Origin of the sequence: Streptomyces sp. NPDC088762 (genome assembly GCF_044750905.1) — a bacterium.
Classification (GTDB): domain Bacteria; phylum Actinomycetota; class Actinomycetes; order Streptomycetales; family Streptomycetaceae; genus Streptomyces.
Window position 1 is genome coordinate 171,190 of sequence record NZ_JBIVKT010000005.1, and the last position, 16,809, is coordinate 187,998.

Annotated in this window: 12 protein-coding genes; 6 read left to right on the top strand and 6 right to left on the bottom strand. The window is 72.2% G+C overall.

Annotated features, from left to right (window positions below):
• Window positions 1–289: 289 nt before the first annotated feature.
• The 5 genes from ACIP5M_RS15010 (at window position 290) to ACIP5M_RS15030 (ending at window position 9,105) form a co-directional block, all read left to right on the top strand.
• The gene (locus ACIP5M_RS15010; RefSeq protein WP_401196684.1) at window positions 290–1,780 is read left to right on the top strand and encodes a globin domain-containing protein; all 1,491 of its coding nucleotides are present in this window, start codon (window positions 290–292) and stop codon (window positions 1,778–1,780) included.
• On the top strand, window positions 1,777–2,622 hold the full coding sequence (locus ACIP5M_RS15015) for a pyridoxamine 5'-phosphate oxidase family protein (protein ID WP_401196687.1): 846 nt from the start codon (window positions 1,777–1,779) through the stop codon (window positions 2,620–2,622). Before ACIP5M_RS15010 ends, ACIP5M_RS15015 begins: the two co-directional genes overlap by 4 nt.
• A gap of 62 nt (window positions 2,623–2,684) precedes the next feature.
• On the top strand, window positions 2,685–4,703 hold the full coding sequence (gene recQ / locus ACIP5M_RS15020) for a DNA helicase RecQ (RefSeq protein ID WP_401196690.1): 2,019 nt from the start codon (window positions 2,685–2,687) through the stop codon (window positions 4,701–4,703).
• 98 nt (window positions 4,704–4,801) lie between these two features.
• Complete coding sequence (locus ACIP5M_RS15025; RefSeq protein WP_401196693.1) at window positions 4,802–5,740, top strand: NAD-dependent epimerase/dehydratase family protein; 939 nt, start codon at window positions 4,802–4,804, stop codon at window positions 5,738–5,740.
• Window positions 5,737–9,105: an aminotransferase class I/II-fold pyridoxal phosphate-dependent enzyme gene (locus ACIP5M_RS15030; protein ID WP_401196696.1), complete on the top strand. Its 3,369-nt coding sequence runs from the start codon at window positions 5,737–5,739 to the stop codon at window positions 9,103–9,105. The genes ACIP5M_RS15025 and ACIP5M_RS15030 overlap by 4 nt, the downstream gene beginning before the upstream one ends.
• A 10-nt stretch (window positions 9,106–9,115) precedes the next feature.
• On the opposite strand, the gene ACIP5M_RS15035 is transcribed toward ACIP5M_RS15030, so the two are convergent.
• From ACIP5M_RS15035 to ACIP5M_RS15050, 4 genes are all read right to left on the bottom strand, one after another.
• A complete protein-coding gene (locus ACIP5M_RS15035) occupies window positions 9,116–9,694 on the bottom strand; it encodes an ImmA/IrrE family metallo-endopeptidase (RefSeq protein ID WP_401196699.1) in 579 nt (192 codons plus the stop codon).
• The gene (locus tag ACIP5M_RS15040) at window positions 9,691–10,137 is read right to left on the bottom strand and encodes a helix-turn-helix domain-containing protein (RefSeq protein ID WP_401196701.1); all 447 of its coding nucleotides are present in this window, start codon (window positions 10,135–10,137) and stop codon (window positions 9,691–9,693) included. Before ACIP5M_RS15040 ends, ACIP5M_RS15035 begins: the two co-directional genes overlap by 4 nt.
• 297 nt (window positions 10,138–10,434) lie before the next feature.
• Window positions 10,435–11,586, bottom strand: coding sequence for an MAB_1171c family putative transporter (locus tag ACIP5M_RS15045; RefSeq protein ID WP_401196704.1), 1,152 nt, complete (start codon window positions 11,584–11,586; stop codon window positions 10,435–10,437).
• A 42-nt stretch (window positions 11,587–11,628) separates the two neighbouring features.
• Window positions 11,629–12,354, bottom strand: a complete 726-nt coding sequence (locus ACIP5M_RS15050; protein ID WP_401196707.1) for a TetR-like C-terminal domain-containing protein — start codon at window positions 12,352–12,354, stop codon at window positions 11,629–11,631.
• A 438-nt stretch (window positions 12,355–12,792) separates the two neighbouring features.
• On the opposite strand from ACIP5M_RS15050, the gene ACIP5M_RS15055 reads away from it, so the two are divergent.
• The gene (locus ACIP5M_RS15055; RefSeq protein ID WP_401196710.1) at window positions 12,793–13,785 is read left to right on the top strand and encodes a serine/threonine-protein kinase; all 993 of its coding nucleotides are present in this window, start codon (window positions 12,793–12,795) and stop codon (window positions 13,783–13,785) included.
• 75 nt (window positions 13,786–13,860) lie between these two features.
• On the opposite strand, the gene ACIP5M_RS15060 is transcribed toward ACIP5M_RS15055, so the two are convergent.
• Entirely contained in the window at window positions 13,861–14,094 is a 234-nt protein-coding gene (locus tag ACIP5M_RS15060; RefSeq protein ID WP_401196713.1) for a response regulator transcription factor, read from the bottom strand.
• Window positions 14,095–14,283: 189 nt separating this feature from the next.
• Window positions 14,284–16,731: a SpoIIE family protein phosphatase gene (locus ACIP5M_RS15065; RefSeq protein ID WP_401196716.1), complete on the bottom strand. Its 2,448-nt coding sequence runs from the start codon at window positions 16,729–16,731 to the stop codon at window positions 14,284–14,286.
• Window positions 16,732–16,809 lie beyond the last annotated feature (78 nt).

Consider the following 16,809-nt stretch of genomic DNA (forward strand, 5'->3'; position numbering starts at 1 on the left):
TTCGCACCACGCGGCGGGTAAGCGTTCGTCGCATCATTTGAACTCGTCGGTAACTCCTGACGAAACCCGAGCTCGTGACCTTGCGGGGCGCTGACCAGCCAGAACTCGGCACGCCCCACGGCAGGAGGACCGCATGCGCGGATTCGGGCGCTCCGGGTATGGTCGAGCCCGTTCGCACGCCGGTGGTTGGGTGTGAATCACCGGGAATTTCGTTGGGGGAGGGAAATCGGGGCACACTCCGGCCCACGTGCGAGGACCGACTGAAAGACGTTCGAGGCGAGGCAAACCGATGGATGCTCCGACCACCGCGTCGGCTGATGGCGACAGAACCGGCGGCAGCAGTCGGGACGGGGGCTGGTTCGGCCGGAGCCCGCGCGACGCGGCGGGGACCGTGGCCGGAACGGACCGGCATCCCCAGGACGCGCGCGGCGACGAGGGCGGCCCCATACCCAGCCGGCCCGTCACCCCGATCCGTCCCGTGGGCAGCGGCGCCGACCGGAGCCGTACGGCACCCCGGACGCCCGCGCCGGCCGCCCCACCCACACCGGCTCCCGCGGCTCCCCCCGCACCGGCGCCGTCACCCGCACCGGCCCCCGCCCCCGCAGCGCCCCCCGCCATGGCGCCGTCACCCGGGCCGGCCGCGGCGCCCGAGGACACCTCCGACGGCGGGCTCCTGCGCCGGACGATGGCCGAGATCGAGCCCATCGCCGACAAGGTCACCTCACACTTCTACTCCCTGCTCTTCCTCCGCCACCCCGACCTGCGCGCCCTCTTCCCCGCGGCGATGGACACCCAGCGCGACCGCCTCTTCAAAGCGCTGCTCACCGCCGCGACCCACGTGGAGGACACCGCCGCCCTGACCGAGTACCTGAGCCACCTCGGCCGCGGCCACCGGAAGTACGGCACGCTCCCCGAGCACTACCCGGCGGTCGGCGAGTGCCTCCTCGGAGCCCTCGCCCACTTCGCCCCGCAGACCTGGGGCCCGCGGACCGAGGCCGCCTGGGTGGGCGCGTACACCGTGATCTCCCAGATCATGATCGACGCGGCGGCCCAGGACGAGCTGCGCGCACCCGCCTGGTGGCAGGCGGAGGTGGTCGCCCACGAGATGCGCACGCGGGACATCGCCGTCGTGACGTTCCGGCCCGACGCGCCCTACCCCTTCCTCGCCGGCCAGTACGCCGCCGTGGAGACCCCCTGGTGGCCGCGGGTGTGGCGGAACTACTCCTTCGCCTCCGCGCCCCGCTCCGACGGGCTGATCTCCTTCCACGTCAAGGCCGTTCCGGCGGGCTGGGTCTCCAACGCCCTCGTGCACCGCGCCCGCCCTGGGGACGTGATCCGGCTCGGTGCCGCCACCGGGTCCATGACGGTGGACCACACCACCGACAACGGGCTGCTGTGCGTCGGCGGCGGCACCGGCATAGCGCCCATCAAGGCCCTGGTCGAGGACGTGGCCCGGCAGGGCCGCCGGCGTTCGGTCCAGGTGTTCTACGGAGCCCGCCGCGACCACGACCTGTACGACATCGACACCATGCTCCGGATGCAGCAGTCGCACCCCTGGCTGTCGGTCCGTCCGGTCGTCGACGACGGCCCCGGCGAGGACCTGTGCGGCCGCCTCCCGGAGGCCGTGTGCGAATACGGCCCCTGGCACACCTACGACGCGTACCTGTCCGGCCCGCCCGGCATGATCCGCCGAGGGGTCGACACCCTGCTCGGCATCGGCATTCCCACCCACCGCATACGGCACGACTCCATCGAGGAACTGGTCGGGGCAAGGAATTGAGCACATTCGAACAGACCGGGGACCGGCAGGCGCCGGCTCCGGTACGCACCACCCGCCCGGGCAGCGACGGCGAGCACCTGGTCCAGCAGCGCGCGGGCACCACGGCGCGGGCCGACAAGTTCTACGCCGAGCAGGTCCTCGACCGGCTCAATCCCCGGATGCGGGAGTTCGTGGCGCGCCAGGAGATGTTCTTCCTGGCGACCTCCGACCGCCACGGTGAGTGCGACAACACCTTCCGGGCCGGCCCGCCCGGCTTCCTCCACGTCCTGGACGAGGCGACGCTCGCCTATCCCGAGTACCGGGGCAACGGCGTGCAGGCCAGTCTCGGCAACATCGAGGAGAACCCGCACGTCGGCATCCTCATGGTGGACTTCGTCCGGGACCGCATCGGGCTCCACGTCAACGGCCGGGCGCGCGTCGTCGCCGATGACGACATGCGCGTCGCCTACCCCGGGCTCGCGGTCGACCCGGTGCCCGGCCGCCGCACCCAGGTGTGGGTGCAGGTCTTCGTGGAAGAGGCGTACATCCACTGCGCCAAGCACATCCCCCATCTGCAGAAGGTGCCGCTCCAGGGTGCCGGGCGCGCGTGGGGCACGGACGACCACAAGCGCAAGGGCGGCGACTTCTTCGGGGCCGCCGCCGAGGCGCCCGGGCGGGGCCTTTTCCTGCCGCCGCCCCGGGCGGACGCGGCGACCTGGCTGGCGCAGGCCGAGCGGGTCCTGGAGGAGGCCGAGCAGCGCTCGGCCGCCAAGCAGGCGTTCGGCGGCTGGTTCCGCAGGACCCTGCCCGCCCTGAGCTCCCGGGGATCACGCGCCGAGCGGGGGCGTCACCAGGCGAGGTGAGGTTGTCCACAGGTTCGGGTGACCGGGGCCGGGGTGTCGGCGGGTGCCGTTACGCTACGTGAATGGCCCTTTCGGACGCTTCCCCCGAGATCTCCGATGCTCTGCAGGTGCTCCACCGCGTCTTCGGTTACAGCTCCTTCCGCGGTGAGCAGCAGCAGATCATCGAGCAGGTCGTCGGCGGCGGTGACGCCCTCGTCCTCATGCCGACCGGCGGCGGCAAGTCGCTCTGCTACCAGATCCCGGCGCTCGTCCGGGAAGGCACGGGCGTCGTCATCTCGCCGCTCATCGCGCTGATGCAGGACCAGGTGGACGCGCTCACCGCCCTCGGCGTGCGGGCCGGATTCCTCAATTCCACGCAGGACCCGCACGAGCGGCAGGTGGTCGAGCAGACCTTCCTCGCCGGCGAGCTGGACCTGCTCTACCTGGCTCCCGAGCGGCTGCGCACCGAGAGCACCCAGCGGCTCCTCGACCGGGGCACGGTCGCGCTCTTCGCGATCGACGAGGCGCACTGCGTCGCCCAGTGGGGCCACGACTTCCGGCCCGACTACCTCGCCCTGTCCATGCTGCACGAGCGCTGGCCCAAGGTGCCGCGGATCGCGCTGACCGCCACCGCCACCGAGGCCACCCACGCGGAGATCGCGGCGCGGCTCGGGCTTGAGGACGCCCGGCACTTCGTCGCCGGTTTCGACCGGCCGAACATCCAGTACCGCATCGTCGCCAAGAACAACCCGCTCCAGCAGCTGCTGGAGCTGCTGCGGACCGAGCACGACGGGGACGCCGGAGTCGTCTACTGCCTCTCGCGGTCCTCGGTGGAGAAGACCGCGGCCTTCCTGGTGGCGCAGGGCATCGACGCCGTGCCGTACCACGCGGGCATGGACGCCCGGACGCGCGCGGCGAACCAGTCGCGCTTCCTGCGTGAGGACGGGGTCGTGGTGGTGGCCACGATCGCCTTCGGCATGGGCATCGACAAGCCGGACGTGCGCTTCGTGGCCCACCTCGACTTGCCGAAATCGGTCGAGGGCTACTACCAGGAGACCGGCCGTGCCGGGCGCGACGGCGAACCGGCCACGGCGTGGCTGGCGTACGGCCTCCAGGACGTGGTCCAGCAGCGCAAGCTCATCGAAGGCTCCGAGGGCGACGAGACGCACCGCCGGTCACTGGGCATGCACCTGGACGCCATGCTCGCGCTGTGCGAGACGGTCGACTGCCGCCGGGTCCGGCTGCTGGCGTACTTCGGGCAGTCGGGCGAGCCGTGCGGCAACTGCGACACGTGCCTGACGCCGGCCGAGTCCTGGGACGGGACGGTCGCGGCCCAGAAACTGCTGTCCACGGTGTGGCGGCTGGCCAAGGAACGCCGGCAGAAGTTCGGCGCCGGCCAGATCATCGACATCCTCCAGGGCAAGAAGACGGCCAAGGTCATCCAGTTCGACCACGACGCGCTCTCGGTCTTCGGCGTGGGCGCGGATCTGAGCACCGCCGAATGGCGCGGGGTCGTACGGCAGTTGCTGGCGCAGCGACTGCTGACGGTCGAGGGCGACTACGGGACGCTCGTGCTGACGGACGACAGCGGCGAGGTGCTGGGAGGCCGCCGCACCGTCCTGATGCGGAAGGAGAAGGCGCCGGCCGCCCCCTCCCGCAAGGAGTCCGGATCGCGCCCCGGCAAGGCCGCCCGCGTGCCGGTCGACCTGCCGGCGGCCGCCGTGCCGGTCTTCGAGGCGCTGCGCGCCTGGCGGGCCGCGACGGCGCGCGAGCAGGGCGTACCGGCGTACGTCGTCTTCCATGACGCGACGCTGCGGGAGATCGCGACGCGGCTGCCCGCCACGGTCGAGGAGCTCGCCACGATCGGCGGTGTCGGCGAGGCCAAGCTCACCAAGTTCGCGGAGGGCGTCCTCGACACCCTGGCCGAATGCGGCGCCGGCGAACCCGCCCCCGCCGCGGTCCCCGCCCAGGCCGCGGCCCCGGACCCCGCCGGGCCGGTCCTCGCGGCGCCCGTGCCGGCGGCCCGGCCCGCCGCGCCGGATCCGGACGAGCCGCCCTTCGACCTGGACGAGATGGACCCGCCCTGGGACGACTGGCAGTAGGGGCCGACCGGACGACGACGCGCGCCTGTCCGGCGGGTATCCCAAACGAGGCCGATGTGCATGGTCTGCACGGTCCCCGTGCGCGCTAGTGTGCGCGTGTGAGCCTTCATATCGTCATAGGTTTCGGACCCGCCGGCGCCGCCACTGCTCGGCTGCTGGCCGAACAGGGCCATTCGGTACGGGTGATCACCACGTCGGGCAGAAGCCCGGAACCCGGAATCGAACACCTCGCGCTGGACGCGAGGGACAGCGAGCGGCTGACCGAGGCCGCGCGCGACGCGGCCGCGATCCACAGCTGCGCCGCGCCGCCCTACCACCGCTGGGCCGCGCAATGGCCGCCCCTGGCCGCGTCGCTCTGCACCGCGGCCGAGGCCACCGGGGCCGTCCTGGTCATGCTCGGGAACCTCTACGGCTACGGTCCGGTCGGCGGCCCCATGACCGAAGACCTGCCGCTCGCCGCGACGGGCACCAAGGGGCGGGTGCGCGCGGAGGTGTGGGAACGCGCGCGGACCCTGCACGAGCAGGGCCGCCTCAAGGCGGTCGAGGTGCGGGCCTCGGACTTCTTCGGACCCGGCGTGACCGACGGCGGCCACCTGGCCGGACGGGTCGTGCCCGCGCTGCTGCGCGGCAAGCCGGTCTCCACACTGGGGGACCCGGACGCCCCGCACAGCTGGACCTACCTGCCGGACGTGGCCAAGGCGCTGGTCGAGGTCGCGGCCGAGGAGCGGGCCTGGGGGCGCGCCTGGCACGTTCCCACGGAGCCCGCGCTGTCGGTCCGCGAGATGGTCGACCGCCTCGCGGCCCAGGCGGGAACGGGCCCGGTCGCGGTGCGCGGGCTCCCGCCGGCCGTGCTGGGCGTGGGCTCACTCTTCTCCCCGCTCCTGCGCGAACTCAAGGAGATCCGCTACCAGTTCGACCGTCCGTTCGTCGTCGACTCGAGCGCCTACGAGGCCGCGTTCGCGGTACGGGCCACCCCCGTGGACGAGCAGGTCAAGGAGACCGTGGACTGGTGGCGCGAGCGACTGGCCACGGCATGACCGCTGTGACGGGGGTCGATCCGGCGCCGGAGCCGAGGGGAACGCGGCCCGACGACATCGCCGTCGTGGGGATGGCGTGCCGGTTCCCCGGGGCGCGCGACGTGAACCAGTACTGGAGGCTCCTGACCGCCCCGCAGGCCCAGTTCTCCGGCATACCGGACTCGCGCTGGCGCGCCGCCGCCTTCCTCAGCGACAACTTCCGTGACGCCTCCTCGGCCTACACCGACACCATGGCGCTGCTGCCGGACGTGGACCTCTTCGACGCGGCGCACTACGGCATACCGCCGCGGCGGGCCAGGGCGATGGATCCGCAGGCCCGGCTGCTGATCGACCTCGCCCGCGAGGCGATCCAGGACGCGGGATGGGAAGCCGACGGCTTCGACCGCGAGGAGACCTCGGTGATCACGGCACTCACCGAGAGCGGCTACCGCGAACTCAGCACCCTGAAAATACGGATGCGCCAGCTGGCCGCCGGCGAGTTCGGGGCGCGGGCGAGCGACCCGCACTGGCCGCAGACGGTCCGCGCGGTCGACGAGCTGCACGGCACGTCCGTGGCCGGACTCCTGCTGAACATGGGACCGAACACGATCAGCTCGGTCTTCGACCTGCACGGCGAGAGCTACGCGCTAGACGCGGCCTGCTCCGGTGGACTCATGGCCGTGGCCAACGCCGTGCACGCCCTGCGCGCGGGCCGGACCCGCATCGCCCTCGCGGGCGGCGCCCAGCTCGTCCTCGCCCCCGACCTCCTGGTGGGGCTGTGCCGCATCGGCGCCCTCTCGCGCAGCGGCAGGTGCCTGCCGTTCGGCGCACAGGCCGACGGTTTCGTCCTGGGGGAGGGCGGCGGCGTACTCGTCCTGCGGCCCCTGGCCGACGCGCAAGCGGCCGGCGACCGGGTCTACGCGGTGATCCGGGGGGTGGGAACGGCCAACGACGGCACCGTCCAAGGCGGCATGCACCCCCAGGCGGCCGGACAGCTCCGAGCGCTGCGCCGCGCCTACCGGGACGCGGGCCTGCCCCCGGACGCCGTCGGCTATCTGGAGGCGCACGGCACCGGCACCACGGTCGGCGACCCCGTCGAGCTCGGCGTGCTGCGCGAACTGCGCGGCGAGCAGGCCGCGCCCGCCTTCCTCGGCGCGGTGAAGGCGGTGGTCGGACACTCCCTGAACTCCGCCGGGTTGGCGGGGCTCATCAAGTCGGTCCTGGCCCTGCACCGGGGAGTGATACCGCCGCAACCGGAGTTCGACCTGGCCGACCGGTCCCTGCTCGACGCCGCGCGGCTGACCGTCCCGACCACACCGACCCCATGGCCCGCGACCGGCCGGCCGCGCCGGGCGGGCGTCAGCGCCTTCGGCTTCGGCGGTACCGGCGTCCACCTCGTGGTGGAGGAGCCCCCCGTGGCACCCGCCGTCCCCGAGGCGTCGGCCGGGGGGCCGCACCTCCTGGTCCTCAGCGCCCGCGACCGGCCCGGCCTCGCCCGCTACGCCCGGGAACTGGCGCAGACCCTCGCCGAGGACCGGCCCCCGACGGCCGCGGTGGCGGACACCCTGGCCCGCCGGGCCCCGCTCGCCGAGCGCCTCACCGTGGTGGCGCGGGACTCGGCCGACGCCGCCGCCCGGCTGACCGAGGCCGCCGCGGACCTGGAGGCGGGCCGCAGCCGCGACCCGGAGCCGGAGCGCGGCGACACCGGCCCGCAGTTCCGTCCGGCCGGAGCACGCATACCGCCCTGCACCCTGCCGCCCAGTCCGCTCGCCCCGCGCCGGCACTGGGTCGTGGACGAGTCGGAGCGCGAGGTGACGGACCCGGTCGGGCCGGTGGACCTGCCCGGCCCGGCGCACGCGGCGGCACCCGGAGCGACGCCGCGGACCGGTGCCGGGTCCGCCGCGTCCCTCGTGCGCGAAGAAGTGTCGCGGACCGGGGTCTTCCCCCTCTCCGAGGTGGCCGAGCACATGACCCTGGTGGCCGATCTCGGTTTCGACTCCCTGATGTTGCAGGAGCTGGAAGCCGCCATCGCCACACGCGTACCGGACTTCCGGACCGAAGAACTGTTCTCGCGCGACCTCACCGTCGGCCGGCTGATCGAGCTCGTCGATCCGGACCACACGGAGGGACGGCCCCCCGCCGAACCGTCCCTCCCGCGTCCGCGTTCCGAATGGCGGGACGGGACGGCGAACATCGACGACTTCCCCGAAGTGGCCGAGTTCGAGCAGCGCCTGGAGTCGATCACCGGCAGCGGGGTGGATTTCCCGTACTTCCGGGTCCACGAGGGCAACATCCGCGACACGACGGTGATCGGCGGGCGCCCGTACCTCTCCTTCGGCAGCTACAACTACCTGGGGCTCTCCGGGCACCCCGCGGTCAGCGAGGCGGTGCACCGGGCCGTGGACCGGTACGGCACCTCGGTCTCCGCGAGCCGCGTGCTCTCCGGCGAACGGGACCTGACGATCCGCCTGGAGCGGGCACTGGCCGACTTCCTCGGCGTGGGCGACTGCCTGACGCTGGTGAGCGGCCACGCCACGAACGTCACCGCGATCGGACACCTCATCGGCCCCGGCGACCTCGTCGTGCACGACGCCCTCGCCCACGACAGCATCCTCCAGGGCTGCGCCCTGTCCGGGGCGGCGCGACGCCCCTTCGCCCACAACGACATCGACAGCCTGGAGCACATGCTGCGGCTCAACCGCTCCCGGTTCCGGCGGGTCCTGATCGCCGTCGAGGGCGCCTACAGCATGGACGGCGATCTCGTCGACCTCCCGGCCGTCATCGGCCTGAAGAAGCGCTACGGAGCCCTGCTGATGGTCGACGAGGCGCACAGCATCGGCACCGTCGGCGAACACGGCCGGGGCGTCGGCGAGTTCTTCGGTGTCGACCGGTCGGACGTGGACCTGTGGATGGGAACCCTCTCCAAGGCCTTCGCCGGCTGCGGCGGTTACCTCGGCGGCTCGGCCCGGATGGTGCGCTGGCTGCGCCACACGCTCCCGGGATTCGTCTACAGCGTCGGCCTCACCCCGCCCAACGCGGCCGCGGCGCTGGCCGCCACCGAGCTGATCACCGCAGAACCGCACCGGGTGCGCGCCCTGAGGCGCAATGCCGAGCTCTTCCTCGACCTGGCGGCCTCGGCCGGGCTGGCGACCGGCTCCAGCCGGGGCACCCCGATCGTGCCGTGCATCCTGGGCGACTCGGCGAAGACCCTGCGCGTCGCGGGCCGACTCTTCGACCGGGGCGTCATCGCCGATCCGATCTTCCACCCGGCCGTGGAGGAGGGACTGTCGAGGCTGCGCTTCTTCCTCACCAGCGAGCACCGCGAGGAAGACATCCGGCGCGCGGTCTCGGTCCTGGCCGAGGAGGTGGCGGCGGTCGCGCGGTGAGTGAACCACCTCAGATCAGGGTGCGTTCGATCCGGCTGAGCATCGCGCTCGTTCCGGGATCGGCGTCGTCTCCCGCTTCCGCGACCGGTGACGCCCCGTGCCGTTGCCCGGCGTTGCCCATCCGCTGCGCGAGCAGATAGGCGATGATCTCCGCTTCCTGCTCCTGGACGTCGTCGTACGTCGCCCGCAGGAGCATGTCGCGTACGAGGTCGGGGTCGAGGTCGGGGAACAGGAGACGGGCCGCCGCCTCGTCCAGCCCGCCCGCCCCGCGATGGCAGCAGATGATGTGGCCCAGCTCGTGCAAGATGATGTGCTCCTGATGCGCGCCGGTCGTGTTGGCGTCGTAGAAGATGAGGTCCTCGTCGCGCGCGGCGACCCACATGCCGCACGGATGCGACGAGGGCATCTGCATCGGGACCAGGATGATCGGACGGCCGCGCACCTCACCGAGGTGGCGGCACAGTTCGGCCACGTCGGTCGCCTGGGGAAGATCGAGCTCGGCGATCCGCTGGGCGCCGGCCTTCCGGAGCTTCTTGAGCCGGCTGCGGCGGTCCTGATCGGCCGCCCGCTCCTTCCTGGCGCCCCTCATTCGGGCTCGGAGGAGTCGGTGACGGGCGGAAGGCCCTGCATCTGCCGGTACTGGTCCATGATGGCCGTGATGGCCTGGAGGTTCTCCTTCTTCATCCCGGCTGCCCGCATCGCCACGGCGCGGACCCCGGACTGCCGCAGCGCCTCGATGGCGGCGAGCTGGCTGAGCACCGACTCGGCGACCTGGTCGTCGAAGAAGTAGGCGACCGAAACTCCGAAGAAGCGCGCGAGGGCGGCCAGGAGGTCGGGTGAGGGGTTGGAGCGCTTCCCCGTCCGCAACTGCGACAGGTACACACCCCCCACCTTGAGTTCGGGGTTGGCCCGCTTCAGCTCCTCCGCCACCTCGGCGTTGGTCCAGTGCCTGCCCTTGGGACGAACCGTCTTGAACAGGTCGTCGAGGCGCGCCGCGAGCAGGGGCCGGTCGTCGGCCTCGGTATCGGTCATGGTGAATCTTCCTCCCGTCACCTCCCTGTATAGCCCTTGGCTATACGGCAGTTTCACAGATTAGCGGTCAGTTGACAATTGGCCTGGACTCCGCCACCGTTGGGTCTCGCCGATAGCTGTCAGCTAACTTGACCGACGGGGGTTGCCAAGTTGGCTGCGGACATCGGACTGGCCCGGCCCTCGGGGGAGAGGCCGGGCCAGTCCGGGCGGGAGCCACCCGTCCGGCCCGCAAGGAAAACGGGGGAACGGGGGAAGTCCCGCCCGGTTTGACGGGGGATGCAAACCGGGCGGGAACCCTCAACTCGCGGTGCCGAGTTTACTGTAGGCGGCCGCGACTTTGGTGAGCCAGGCCACTTCCGCACCGAAGTTGTCCGTGTCGCGGTCGTCGAACTCGCCCGCGTCCTTGCTGTCCTGCGGGACGGTCCCCGTCCGCTTGGCGAGCAGGGCCTGCCTGATCTGCGCCGCCTCCGTGAACGCCTGCCGCGACTCCTCGCTCGCCTCCGCATCCGGTGCGCCGGCGCCGTGGGCGGTGCGGTCGATGTACGGGCGCAAGTCCCGCCATCCGTCGCGTATTTCGACGACCCGCCGGTGGAGGCGGTAGTCGAGGTCGGAGACCGAGGAGCCGGGCGGCTCCAGGGCGATGTCCGGGGAGGACTCGTACAGGTCCCGCCAGAGCGGGTACAGCGCCCGGTAGGACCGGTAGCTGCGGGCCCATCCCAGGAGCCGGGTGGCCGAGGGCCCCCACGAGGACATGGTCAGGGCGAGCGAGAGCATGACGATGCCCGCCGCGCTGAAGACGGAAGCGGTGACCTTCCAGGCGCCGATGTCGACCCCGGCCGCCGCGGTGAGGATGTTGACCGTCCTGGCCAGGCAGTAGAGGAACAGCACCACCGCGGTGACCGAGAGCAGCCGCAGCGCCTGCCGCAGCGACGCGTTGTCGGTCATCCGGGCGTAGGGGCCGCACTGGCGGTAGATGGAGACGCACGGAACGGCCTGGGAGACGATGAAGGCCAGGAGGTACGTGAGGAGCAGCGGCTCACTGGTGCCGTCGAAGTCCGAGGCCGGCCGGCCGGCGCCGTCGGCGAGGAAGAAGAGGGCTGTCAGCAGCACGTCGAGGCCGATCCCGGTGATCAGCCAGTAGCGCGTCCGGCGCACCGTCTCCTCGTCCGCGGCCGCCCATCGCAGCAGGATGATCTGCGCGCTGACGCAGAAGGCCACCGCCGACAGGTGCATCAGGAGGATGGCGAGGTTGCCGACCCCCAGGAAGCTGCTGCCCCCCATCGCGACGGCGCCCATCGTGAAGGTGAGGCACTGGAGCAGCAGGGTGGCGATCAGGGTGCGGTAGGCGCTGTCCCTCCAGCTGCGCCGCGCCTGGGACAGCCGGTAGACGAGCGCGGCGTACGACGAGAGCGCCGCTATGACGAAGCAGAGGGTTCTGGTGGTGTTCACGACCTGGTTTTCTGCACGTGCCGCGCGGGCGCGGCGGACGGTTCAGTCGGTGTTCTCGCCCAGGGGTACCTCGAGCCCGATGCTCTCGGCCGCCACGGCGATGGCGTAGTCGAAGAACGCCGCCTCGTCCCGGACGCTGTCGTGCGTACGGCTGAAGACCTGGAACACCAGGAGGCCGATCAGATTGCTCCACAGGACGATGCCGCGCTCGATGATGTCCGAGAACGGAGCCTCGGGTACTCCGCCGAAGGCCTCCACGGCCGCGGGCAGGAGCAGCGGCGGGCCGGGCACCGCCCGCCGGGGCGGGGTGAGGGCGCCGTCCACGAGCGCCGACCGCACGATGCCCGCGAGCACCCCGGGCGTGCGCGCGGCGGCCGGGACCGTGTCCTGCGGGGCGTGGTAGCCGGGGACGGGGGAGCCGTAGATCAGCGTGAACTCGGCCGGGTGGTCGAAGGACCACCGGCGCAGCGCGCGCGTCACCGCGAGGAGCCGCGCCCCCGCTGACGCCCCGGCGTCCCGGGCGGCCTGGTCGGCCTGCTCCATCGCGGCGCCGGAGCCGTTGTAGGCGTCTATGACCAGCGCGGTCAGCAGATCGTCCCGGTGCGGGAAGACCGCTTCCACGTCCGTGAGGGGGAGCCCGCTGTCGCGCGCGAGGTCCTCCAGGGAGAGTCCCGCGCCACCCAGCTTCTCCAGCTGCTGACGTGCGGTGTCCTTGATCACCGCCGAGGGCGTCGAGTGGTCGGCGGTCGAACTCGTTGCGGAATCCATGGGCGGAACCGTACCGGCCGGGGCCCACAGCCGTGAGTGGGGGCTGCCGGCGACCCCGCCAGGGCGATCCGATCCGGCCACGGTCGGCCGCGTCGGCGGCTTTTTACCGAAGACGCATGGGTGTGTCAAGCCCCGACTTTTCGCAGCATGACCGGGATGTGCCGGCCGGGGCTTACTTGTGTCAGCGGGAAAGGACTCACCGGAAAACGGAAAGAGAAATCCCCGCACCACCCCGAATCCCCGGGGCTGCCCGGTGGCGACGGTGGCAAAGGCTGACCAGCCGACCGGGCATTCGTGTGGATCACTGGATAGACTTTCCAATGAGCCATGTCGTCCGACTACCGAGGACGGGATCGACATGATCGGCACCTTCGCCCGTGGGCACCGCAGCGACGCTGAGCCGTTGTCGCGCCGGCCGGGCGCGGGAGGTGCCCGAGCGTGACGACATCGAACCTCAGCCAGTACACGGGCCGGCCCTCCGGCCTGATCGGCCAGCAGATCGCGGGCTACCGGATCGAGCGCCTGATCGGCCGCGGCGGCATGGCCGTCGTCTACAGCGCCAAGGACCTGCGCCTGGACCGGACGGTCGCGCTCAAGCTCATCGCCCCGGAGCGGGCCCGCGACGACACCTTCCGCCGCCGCTTCACCCATGAATCGCGGGTCGCCGCGAAGATCGACCACCCGCACATCGTGCCGATCTACGAAGCCGGGGAGACCGAGGGCGTCCTGTACATCGCCATGCGCTACGTGTCCGGCCTGGACCTGCGGGCCATGCTGGACCGGGAGGGCCCGCTCCCCGCCGCGACCGCCCTGCGCATCGCCGCCCAGGTGGCTTCCGCGCTCGACGCGGCCCACGCACACGATCTGGTGCACCGCGACGTCAAGCCCGGCAACGTCCTGATCGCGGCCGGCACCGACCTCGACCACCCCGAACACGTCTACCTCACGGACTTCGGACTGACGAAGAAGTCGCTCTCCCTGAGCGGGATCACGACCGCGGGCGAGATCGTCGGCACCCTCGACTACATGGCGCCGGAGCAGATCTCCGGTCGGCCGGTGGACGGCAGGTGCGATCTCTACAGCCTCGCCTGCGTCGTCTACGAATGTCTCACCGGGGCGCCGCCCTTCCAGCGGGAAGAGGACATGGCGCTGCTGTGGGCGCACCAGTACGACCCGGCTCCGCTGCTGACGGAGCGGGAGGCGGGCCTCGCGCCCGCCGCCGACGAGGTCATGGCGAAGGCCCTGGCGAAGGTCCCCGAGGACCGTTACGAGTCCTGCCTGGAATTCGTGGCCGCCCTGCGCGCCGCCACCATGAGCGGAGCCGGCGCGGGCGCGGACCCGCACGCCCGCGAGGACGCGGTGCCTGCCGGCTCCGTGCCGAAACCCGTGCCCCCACCGGAGCCGCCGGACTGGGCCTGGGCGGTCTTCTGAGACCCGGGCGTCACAAGAGCGCCGGCCGCCCTCAGGGGCGGCCGGCGCTCTTGTGACGACGGGGGTGGCCGGATGTCACAGGCCCAGGGAGATGGCCAGTCGGGTCATCTCGGCCGTGGTGTTGATGCCCAGCTTGGCCCGGATGCGCCGGAGGTAGGCGTCGACCGTGTGCTTGGAGAGTCCCATGAGGCGGGCCGTCTGCAGGTAGGTGCAGCCTGAGGCGATGTGGCGCAGGGCCTCCTGCTCGCGCGGGGCCAGTGCGGATGCGGGGGCTTCGGCGACGTGCGGCGCGGTGAGGGTGAGGCTCATGGGATTTCCTCCGACGGATCGGTCAGGTCATCGCTGCTCACTTCCTCGGAAGCAGAGGGACATTTACCGGAATGTCGGTTTTTGTCCCTGAGAAAACCTTGACCGCGCCACTTCATGAGCGTGTCCGTCGACTGTCACAGCCGTGTCACAGGGACTCGCGCACCCGTGGGTGGCGGCCCCTCGCCGCCCTCAGAACCCGACGAGGGACTGCTCGGCCCAGATGGTCTTGCCCACGGGGGCGTGCCGGGTGCCCCAGCGCTCGGCCAGCTGGGCGATCAGCAGAAGGCCCCGTCCTCCCTCGTCGAAGATCCGGGCCCGCCGCATGTGCGGGGCGGTGTGGCTCGCGTCGGAGACCTCGCAGATCAGCGTGGTGTCCTCGTGGATCAGCCGCAGCTGGATGGGCGGCTCGCCGTAGCGGATGGCATTGGTGACCAGTTCGCTGACCAGCAGCTCGGTGACGAAGGCGGCCTCCTCCAGCCCCCAGGCGGTCAACTGGTCGGTGGTGTGCCGGCGGGCGTGGGCGACGACGGAGGGGTCGGAGGACAGGTCCAGGACGACCACCTTGTCGGAATGCAAGGCCTGGGTCCGGGCGACCAGCAGGGCGACGTCGTCGTCGGGACGGTGGCTCAACAGGGCGGTCAGGACCCGGTCGCAGACCGTTTCCAGCGTGGAGGCCGGACGGGCGAGGGCCGCGAACATGATGTCCAGGGCCTCGTCGATGTCGTGGTCGCGGGCCTTGAGCAGACCATCGGTGTACAGGGCCAGGACGCTGCCCTCGGGGAGCTCGACCTCGAGGGTCTCGAAGGGCAGGCCCCCCAGGCCCAGCGGCGGGCCGGCCGGCACGTCGAGGAGGTAGACGGAGCCTTCGGGGGAGACCACGGCGGGCGGTGGGTGGCCGGCCCGGGCGACCGTGCACCGGCGGGTGACCGGGTCGTAGACCACGTACAGGCAGGTGGTGCCGATGCCCCCCGCGGCCTCTCCGGAGCCGTCCCGGTCAGCGTCGTCGGCGGACAGGTGGATGATCAGGTCGTCGAGGTGCGTGAGCAGCTCGTCGGGCGGCAGGTCGACGTCCGCCAGGGTCCGGACCGCGGTGCGCAGCCGCCCCATGGTGGCCGCGGCACGGATGCCGTGGCCGACGACATCGCCGACCACCAGGGCCACCCGGGCGCCCGACAGCGGGATCACGTCGAACCAGTCGCCGCCCACGCCGGCCTCGGTCCCGGCGGGCAGGTAGCGGGAGGCGATCTCCACGAGCGCCGCCTGCGGGGGCAGCGTGTGCGGGAGCAGGCTGCGCTGCAGCGTCATGGTGGAGGTGTGCTCGCGGGGGTAGCGGCGCGCGTTGTGGATGCTGACGGCCGCCGTGTCCGTGAGCTCCTCCGCCCGTGAGAGGTCGTCCGGCTGGAAGGGCTCCCGGCTCTGGTGCCGGCCGAAAACGGCCAGGCCGAGGGTGATACCGCCGGCACGCAGCGGCACCACCATCATCGAGTGGGTCCCGTACGCGGCGATCCAGGCGGCCCCCGGGTCCTCGGCCACCCAGCGGGTGATGGCCGGGTCGGTCGCCGCGAACACGGCGCCACGGCCCGTGGCCAGACACTCGACGGGAGGCGACAGCGCCGGATAGACGGTCGTCTCCCCGACCGCGACCTGGGACTCCGGAGTTCCTTCGAGAGTTCCTTCGAGGATCGACCGCACCGCGGTGCGGCACACGGTGACCGGCCCCGCCACGGTCCGGGAGGACGGCTCGTCCCCGCGCGGGAGCGGGTCCAGCAGGTCGACGGCCGCGAAGTCGGCGAGCCGGGGGACCGCGGCGTCGGTCAGCTCCTGCGCGGTGCGGGCGCTGTCCAGGGTGGTGCCGATGCGGGCGGCGGCGACGTTCGGAACGAGCATCTGCGGCAGATCGCCCTCGATCTCCGTCCGGTCGTGCGCGGCCAGGTACACGGCGCGGACCCGGCCGTCCGGGTCCCGCAAGGGCGCCAGCGAGGTCGCCCAGCCGTGCTCCGCGCTCCCGCCCGTGGGGCGTACGAAGGCGTCCGCGTACTGCGGCTCACCCGTCTCCAGCGCCAGCCGCATCTTCCGCTCGGTCTCGTCGCTCACGGGATCCGGCGCGATCTCCGGCAGCCGCAGCCCGCGCATCTCGGCCTCCGTGAGGGACAGGGTGCGCTCCATGCCTGCATTCGCCCGCACCAGCCGCAGGTCCGCATCGAAGACGGCCAGGAAGCAGGGGGACTGGGTGAACGCCCATTCCTTCAGTGACGCGTCCCAGGGAGTGTCGGGCTCGCCTCCCACGGCGCACACCACGGTCCATTTGGCGGTCCCGCCGGTGGACGTCCAGCGGTGCGCGATCAGCCCCACCTCCAGCCGCCGCCCGTCCCGGTGCCGCAGCGCCACGGTGCCGCTCCACCGCTCCTGTCCGGCCGGGTCCGGCTGCGCCGCGTCCCCGGCCCCTTCGGCGAGCAGACCGGCGGCGGAGGTCCCCACGACCTCGGAGGGCGCGTAGCCGAGCAGTCGACGGGCACCCTCGCTCCACTCCGTGACGATGCCCTGCTCGTTGACGGTGGCCGTGGCCGAGTACGCCGGCTCGGGGGACGGGTCCGTCGCCTCCGGCCGCTCACCAGGAGAGGTGGGAAGTCGCTCCATCGCAGCTCATCTCGCCCTCGCTAGTTCTTGCCCGCTGTCCCACGGGAACCTGCACGGCCAGGGGCTCCACTGACAAGC